Source organism: Clostridium sp. AF17-21AC, from assembly GCF_003461365.1.
In the GTDB taxonomy this organism is placed as follows: Bacteria; Bacillota; Clostridia; order Lachnospirales; family Lachnospiraceae; genus Coprococcus; species Coprococcus ammoniilyticus.
The window spans coordinates 388086-395388 of record NZ_QTWY01000003.1 but is presented as its reverse complement, the minus strand read 5'-3'; the positions used below and the strand labels follow the sequence as shown (position 1 = coordinate 395388).

6 protein-coding genes are annotated in these 7303 nt (G+C 40.1%); 2 read left to right on the top strand and 4 right to left on the bottom strand.

Annotation, left to right across the window (positions count from 1 at the left end):
* Nucleotides 1–535 (top strand): DDE-type integrase/transposase/recombinase (locus tag DWW85_RS06870; protein ID WP_147340902.1); only part of this gene is annotated, 535 nt, incomplete at its 5' end.
* Nucleotides 536–701: 166 nt separating this feature from the next.
* Nucleotides 702–1736 (top strand): acyltransferase, encoded by a 1035-nt coding sequence (locus tag DWW85_RS06865; RefSeq protein ID WP_117808124.1) that lies wholly within the window; start codon nt 702–704, stop codon nt 1734–1736.
* A 44-nt stretch (nt 1737–1780) separates the two neighbouring features.
* Here the strand turns inward: DWW85_RS06865 and DWW85_RS06860 are convergent, their stop codons facing one another.
* From DWW85_RS06860 to DWW85_RS06845, 4 genes are read right to left on the bottom strand one after another with little or no spacing between them, the layout of a single operon-like run.
* Nucleotides 1781–2971 (bottom strand): acyltransferase, encoded by a 1191-nt coding sequence (locus DWW85_RS06860; protein WP_117808123.1) that lies wholly within the window; start codon nt 2969–2971, stop codon nt 1781–1783.
* Between the two features lie 59 nt (nt 2972–3030).
* Nucleotides 3031–3513, bottom strand: a complete 483-nt coding sequence (ybaK, locus tag DWW85_RS06855) for a Cys-tRNA(Pro) deacylase (protein WP_117808122.1) — start codon at nt 3511–3513, stop codon at nt 3031–3033.
* Nucleotides 3514–3519: 6 nt separating this feature from the next.
* The gene (locus tag DWW85_RS06850) at nt 3520–3903 is read right to left on the bottom strand and encodes a response regulator (protein ID WP_117808121.1); all 384 of its coding nucleotides are present in this window, start codon (nt 3901–3903) and stop codon (nt 3520–3522) included.
* Nucleotides 3900–7295, bottom strand: a complete 3396-nt coding sequence (locus DWW85_RS06845; RefSeq protein ID WP_117808120.1) for an ATP-binding protein — start codon at nt 7293–7295, stop codon at nt 3900–3902. The genes DWW85_RS06850 and DWW85_RS06845 overlap by 4 nt, the downstream gene beginning before the upstream one ends.
* Between the last annotated feature and the right edge of the window lie 8 nt (nt 7296–7303).

The following is a 7303-nucleotide window of genomic DNA, read 5'->3' as shown; positions in this document are numbered from 1 at the left end:
TCCGGGACAACGCATACAGGTTGATGTAAAATTTGTTCCTTCTGCATGCCTCAAAAATCCCAAGGTCATCGGCAAACAATTCTTTCAGTATACTGCCATTGACGAGTATTCCAGATGGCGTTTCGTAGAGGCTTTTGAAGAACACAACACGTATTCTTCTGCTATGTTTATAGAGCATCTGGTGAAAGCCTTTCCGTTACCCATTCAATGTATCCAAACTGATAATGGAGCAGAATTTACAAATCGTTTTACCACTCACCGTGACAAACCCACACTATTTCAAGTGCATCTGAAGCAGCATGGGATTCGCCATAAAGTTATACGACCTTTTACACCACGACATAACGGGAAAGTTGAAAGAAGCCACCGAAAGGATAATGAGCGTTTTTATGCAACTCATACTTTTTATTCTTTTGAGGACTTTGCCAAACAGTTGAAAGTGTATAATCGCAGGGATTATAACAACTTTCCTATGCGTCCATTAGGATGGAAATCTCCAAATCAGGTACTAAAGGATTATCTGGCATCTGTGTAACATATGTTTGACAAACCTACAATGTTATATTTATTAAGATAGCATCCGCGACATTTCATTGTTTTATCTGATTTGTTAATATTGGCATATGTACAAGCTTTACTTTTTGCGGTATGATTGTTTTTGCACATTGAACCAGTAATATATATTGAAAAAGGAGTTTAAAATGAATACTGTAAAGACAAGGAAAAGACCAACATGGGATGTAATCTCAGATTATCGTGGGGTTTTGATGGGAATTTCTATTATATGTATTATAATCTTTCATTATGTGGAGGACTGTGGCATCTATCACGTCCACAAAAACGGATGGGTAGAATTTTTCCGTAACTATATCACCAGTTCAAGTGTAGACGGTTTTCTTTTCTTATCCGGTTTTGGTTTGTACTACGCAATGAAAAAGCATCCGGATATTTCCCAGTTTTATAAGCGGAGATTCACACGGATTCTTATTCCTTATTTTTTAATTGCCATCCCTGCGCTCTGCTGGAATGATTTTTTATTTGATAAGACTGGGGTAAAAGCTTTTTTCTCTGATTTGTCCTTTTATTCATTTTTCACCCGAGGGATGTCATGGTTCTGGTATATTTTATTAATTTGCTTTTGTTATCTTATCTTTCCATTCATTTTCCGCGCAATAGATAAGGCACCAGATGAAGAATCTGAGCAAATGCGTATAATTAATTTATTTACTTTTTTTACCATGATCACATTTGTAATCCGCTTATCCAATAAAGAGTTGTTTGATAATACCAATCTGGCCTTATTACGTATTCCCTTTTTCTGTTTAGGCTGTTTTATCGGCAAATACTCATATGAAAAAAGGTCTATATCCGGCGGGACTTATGGATTAATGCTCTTATCGTTATTTGCAATTCAGTTTCGAAAAGGAAGCAAGATCATATTCGCACGATATTCTGCTGCTTTTCTCAATATCAGTGCATGTATTTTAATTGCAATTTTATTCAGCAAGCTGAAACATTTTGAAAAAATACATAATTGCATAAAGAAGTTCTTTGAATGGTTCGGCAAATATTCTCTGGAATTGTATCTGGCACATGTTACTGTACGAGGTGTTATGCGCGATTACGGTCACCCTACCTGTTATGGTCGAAATGAGCTGATTATGGTTGCCATATCTATTGTATTAGCATTAATTGTAAACCAATTAACAAAATGGATTGAACATTTTATTCATTAAACATAAAGGCTTCCTGTTCGAATTATCGTTAGGAAGCCTCTTTTTTATACCTGTTTCTTTTCAAGATATATCCACTTTACATATTTAGAAGTGATGATTGTAAATAATCCCCCTATTAAAATTGTAAATAAAACTGTAAAAATAAAACTTCTGCCCTTTTCATCTGTCAGCCATCGTACAACACTCATCCATACCGGCACGATCATGCACCAGCAAACCATAATCATTCGAAAAATAAAAGCTTTCTTTGAATTAGTATTCGCTGTATACTTGCCATTCATATATGGCCACCACCGATTCATCACATATGCAATTCCCAGAAGCAAAGCTTCTACACCAAACACCATGAACATTTTGATAAACGAACTTGATAATTTATCTGCCCATATTGCTTGACATATTCGAATTAAAGCTATATGTGCTCCCAGCGCAAATAATGTATTTCTTCCCATAAAAGCAAGAACTTTATCCTTTGAGAACTCGCTGAATAACAAGATCAGGGCAATACTAAATGTTAATGATGATGTCACAAATAATGGTATTGAATAATATTGTCCATATACCATGAACACAGTCTTATTGCTGAATGCACTAACAAATCCAATTGTTGTAAGTATAACTATTACAAGGTTCTTATAATTTCTCAATACGTTCTTTTCCAGTATATATCTGCGAACCAAATAACCAGTATAAATATAACCTGCTCCGACCATTCCTGTATTAACATGGTATGGCAACTGCTTATCTGAAAAATAAAATCCCAGAGCCATGATGCCAAATGCCATAAGTAACCGAAGCCATCGTTGTCTTCCTGTTATTTTTACTATAATCAGAATATATAAATATGCAAAAAATAATGCTCCAAGAAACCAAACCGGATTTACAGTCGCAGGATAAATTTTATCCTGCGATACAAGATTTCCTATTAATGTATGCCAATAATTTGCTTTTCCCTTTCGCAAAACCCGATAATTTAATACCCATATTGGAAATAACGAAAATACAACCCAAAAATATGGAATAATAATACTTTGAAACTTATGTCCAACCTGCGAAATCAAACTTCTTTCCAACACTTTTTCCGGATAAAATAATAATCCTGATATCATAAAAAACAACGGCATATGAAATGCCGCTCCAACATGTGATATCACTCCGAGCACACTTGCATGACACAAAACAACAATAAAAAAGGCAAAGCCTCTCAACTGATCAATCCAGTCCTTCCTCTCCATTTAATTCTCTCCCCATTTGTTTTATTACGACTTTATCTATAATCTTCTAATGTCAAAAATCACTTAGCCGATATAATATCCGCATACCGTCCGTTCACCGCGCGAACTAAATCATCCGGCTTTAACATAATCTGTTCGCCAAGGCGTCCACCGGATACGATCATCTGAGGAAGTGTTTCCGCACTTTCATGGATCACGGTCGGATATGCTTTCTTCATGCCGATCGGTGTACAGCCGCCACGGATATACCCGGTAACTTTATTGATATCTTTTACAGGAAGCAGCTCAAGGTTTTTCTCACCGACAACCTTAGCTGCTTTTTTCAGGTCGATCTCTTTGTCGATTGGAAGTGCAAATACATAATATCCCTGACTCTTTCCGACCGTAACGATCGTCTTGAAGCTCTCGTCGTAGCTCTGTCCAAGCATATCTGCAACATGCACACCATCGATAAATTCTTCACAGTTATATTGATTGAGCGTATACGGAATCTTCATACGATCGAGAATCCGCATCGCATTTGTCTTTGTCTCTTTTCCCATTGTTTCTTATATCCTTACACACTCATGAATATTCAAAACACGTTCGAGCCGCGCTGTTAATGCATTCGCTGTAAATGGTTTACAGATGTAGTCTTCCGCTCCTGCTTCAAAGCATTTTGTCTCTGAATACTCATCTGTAACTGCCGTCAGGAAAATAACCGGAATACTCTTATATTCCTGATTCACCTTCAGTCTGGATATCACATCATATCCATCCATACCCGGCATCTTCAGATCCAACAGGATGACATCCGGATGAATCCGTTCAAGGACACGGAACGCCTTCTGTCCATCATTCACGGCTGATACTTCAAATTTGTTCTCCAGGATTCCCTGGATCATATCAAGTATCATCTTATCATCATCTATAACCAATACTGTTCGTTTCACTTAAGTATCCTCCTAATATCCGTTTCCAGTTTTTCTGCCAGTTCATAAGCTTTATCCATATCATAATCCGAAACATACTGATACAGCTTATCGAGTATTCCATAATACTTTGCACCCATTTCATCTGCTAACTCCGGTATCTCTGTCTTGTACAATCGTTCCAGACAGGTGCATGCAGCTTTCTCTTTATACTCAAAAACAGCAGTTTTTAAATCACTGATGATCGTAAGCATCTCCGTTATATTTGTGACCGCTTCTTTTTCTATTTTACCATCTGTTTCTATATTCGCAAGCCATTTTTTTATCTGCTCCAGAAGCTCCCGGTACTGGCTTACTGCCTGGTCATGATTCATCTGAATATACGCCAATGCCGTCTGTGGATCCTTACATGCTTCTTCCAGTCCTGCAGCGGCTGCCGCCATAGAATCTGCACCAATGCTTGCGGATATTCCCTTCAGGCCGTGGATCGTTATATCATAATTAAAGATGTCTTCTTTGTTCTTACATTCTTCAAGCTTCCGGATCCGTTCTTCACTTCCATCCAGATAAGTCTGCAGCAGACTGATATACAACTCTCTGCTTCCGCCAATATAGGATAAGGCTTTCGCGATATCAATTCCCGGTATGCTCCATTCTTCTGCCTGCTGTAGATCCGGTGTGCCGTCTGTTTCCTGTCCTCTTGTGACAGTATCTCCATTCCCGTCTCCACATTCCGTTACATATTCCTGTGGAAGATTATCTTTAATGATCTGTTCAAAGCGTTCCGGATTGATCGGCTTCGACAGATAACCGCAGAAGCCAGCATCCAGATACGTCTGCTTTGCACCCGATAATGCATTTGCCGTAATCGCAACTGCCGGTATATCTTTATAAATGCCGCCATCCATGGTCTTCACATGCTGGAGCATCTCGATTCCATCCATTTCCGGCATCATATGATCGATCAGCAGAAGCTGATAGGTATGCTGGCGGATCAGTTCCAGTCCTTCTGCCGCACTAAGTGCCGTATCGATCTGAAGTTTTGTATTCTTTGCAAGTCCAACCACGACCTTCAGATTAACCTCATTATCATCTACAACCAGGATCCGGGCATCCTCTGCATGGAAGGACTCCTGATAACAGACCTCTTGATGAAGCTGTTCTTTATATTTCTTTCTGTAATCCCCGATCTGTTCTTCATTTACGATCTCCTGTCCAACCGTTGCCGTAAATGTGGAACCTTCACCATATACACTGCTGACTGTAATATCTCCACCCATTGCAACCAGCAGATTCTTGGTGATCGGAAGTCCCAGTCCTGTACCTTCAACTGAGCGGTTCCGCTTCAGATCCAGTCGTTCAAAATTTGTAAACAGCTTATCCATATCCTCACTCCGCATACCAATGCCGGTATCGGAAACTTCAATCGTCAGGTTCTGTTTATTATCCATAACAGTTCCTGTGATATAGAGACGAACTTCACCCTTTTCTGTATATTTTACTGCATTTGTTAAAAGGTTCATAATAATCTGTTTGATACGCACCTCGTCACCCTTCAAATTCTCATGCAGCTCCGGTTCTACATAGATCTTAAGTTCCAGCCCTTTTTCCATAATACGCTTCTGGATGGATCGTTCGACATCCTCCACAAGGCTGCTCAGTGAATAGTTCTCGTTCACCAGATATACCTTTCCGGATTCAATCTTGGACAGATCCAGAATATCACTGATGATCGTAAGCAACGATTTACCGGAATTCTTGATATACATAGCGTATTCCTTGATATGCGGCTGTCTGCTCTCCCGGAGCACCAGCTCATTCATACCCAGGATCGCATTTAACGGAGTCCTGATCTCATGTGAGATGTTTGCAAGAAATGCGGACTTGCTGTTCGCCGCAGCCTCTGCTTCTTCTGCCTTCTGTTTCAAACGAACCTGAAGCTGCTTGTTCCATGCGATCACCACAAGAAGCATCAGACTTCCAATCAATATGATAAGCAGATCCATAACCGTCTCGCTGACATCGAGTGGATCTGCCTGTGATATATAGCGGCCGGCAAGAACCATATACAAATAATAAACGATGGTACTGATCAGCATAAATATATTCAGTTCCATCTTCTGGTACAATGACACAACAACGGCTGCCGCAAGAAACATATCAGTCAGGCGGTTATGTTCACCCGGTACCAGTCCATACATCGCAACGATTGCAAACAGGCAGCCCGACATACATAATCCATGTATCTTTACCGTAGTCTTTCTGATAAAAGTCACAAGAAAGCTGACCAACATAGTTGCCAATGTCACAACAATGAACACCGGAGCCTTCTGAAACCGATAAAACATCATAATAAAATATGTGGCAAAAAGGATATATACATAAAATACAACCTTTTTCACCCGCTTATCATCCTGCAGAACAGAACCAGAGGCATAACGCTCAACTCCGATCGAAGCTCTTCCTTTTTTTCCCGTCCGGTATACACGGACAAACAGGTTCATATAAAGCATGAAGAATACCAGCAGTACAACAGCCAGTGTCACCGCAGAAGGGATTGCATTTTTTGCTGCCAGTTTGCTGACTTCATTCTTATCCACGATCGCAACCACATACCAGTTATCCAAGATTGGTTTCACAGATATCCATGCACTGTCTGTCTTATAGCTGACAGTACCTTCCGTCTCCGAAGCAAGTTCCTTATCAATATCTGAAACATAATTCTCATATGCACCCGTTCTGTGATATATGCTGTCCAGTGTTTTTCCCATAAATGCGGGATTCTCCCCCGCAATAATGCTTCCGGTCTGATCAACAATATAGATTTCACCCGCTCCTGCATCCAACTCTTTCAGAAGATTTGACAGATCCTCCAGATCAACATCTACACCGATCAGGTTCGAACCGTCCCGGAACATACGTCCGACGGATACCACCTGCCGGTTCGTCTTCATATCCAGATATGGTGTCGTAATCGTAAGTTCTGTACCATTCTGCTTCATCTCCTGATACCAGGAACGATCCTCGATCCGATATCCCTCTGGCTGCTCCCATGCAGTACTCAGCATCAGTTCTCCGTCAATATATCCATAAATCCCCAGATACTGCATACTTTCTTCATTTTTCAGATAATCGGTCTGTTCGGTAAAATACGCACGGAACTCATCCATACTATATCCCGACTCATGCATATACTGCACTGTGAAATAATTCACTGTCAGAATATCAATCGCATCCGACAGGCAGTTCTGACAGGACATGGCGGCATAATCTATATTATTGTTCATCTCATCATCCACCTGCTCCGTTGTCTCCCGGATCTCTCTTGCACAGAAGATCAGGATCACGCCTGCCATAAGGATCACAAATATACTTATATAAAATACCAGTCTTTTATATGCTCTTTTTACCATCGTTCACA

Coding starts and splice junctions, on each gene's coding strand:
- DWW85_RS06860 (WP_117808123.1), bottom strand. CDS start 2,971: ATGGAGAGGAAGGACTGGATTGATCAGTTGAGAGGCTTTGCCTTTTTT.
- DWW85_RS06845 (WP_117808120.1), bottom strand. CDS start 7,295: ATGGTAAAAAGAGCATATAAAAGACTGGTATTTTATATAAGTATATTT.
- DWW85_RS06865 (WP_117808124.1), top strand. CDS start 702: ATGAATACTGTAAAGACAAGGAAAAGACCAACATGGGATGTAATCTCA.
- ybaK (WP_117808122.1), bottom strand. CDS start 3,513: ATGGGAAAAGAGACAAAGACAAATGCGATGCGGATTCTCGATCGTATG.